The following is a 440-nucleotide window of genomic DNA, read 5'->3' as shown; positions in this document are numbered from 1 at the left end:
GGACTTCAAAGCCACTTGCGTAAAACAAACAAAAAACCCCAAAACAAAAACGCCAGTCTCTATAAAGCCGTCCTCAAAATACCACCCCAACACCCCTGAAACTCCAACCCAAACCCACAACCCAGACCAAGAACCACACACAATAAGCAGCTCAACCAGAACGATCCCCCACCAAAGAACAACAAAAAAACCCAAAAACCACCCAAACCCAACCAGAAATCAGACCAACAACACAACAACAAAAAACAACCCAACCACAAAACCAACAAACCAAACAAACACAAAAACAAAACACAACAACCCAACAACCCCACACAAAAAAACCACCACCCAACAAACAAAAAACACCCCAAAAACAACAAACCAACCCCACCCAAAAACCCACACCAACAACACAACCCAACACCCCAACACCAACCCACCACACCCCAAAACCACAA

At 44.5% G+C, this 440-nt stretch carries 1 protein-coding gene; it reads right to left on the bottom strand.

Annotation, left to right across the window (positions count from 1 at the left end; translation table 11 throughout):
• Nucleotides 1-219: 219 nt before the first annotated feature.
• A partial coding sequence (locus tag ACTHUE_RS20470) for a hypothetical protein (RefSeq protein WP_440424327.1) occupies nt 220-440 on the bottom strand: 221 nt, incomplete at its 5' end.

The sequence above is a fragment of the Neisseria sp. P0021.S005 genome, from assembly GCF_051956955.1.
The sequence above is the reverse complement of the archived record's forward strand: the minus strand, read 5'-3'. Positions and strand labels throughout refer to the sequence as shown.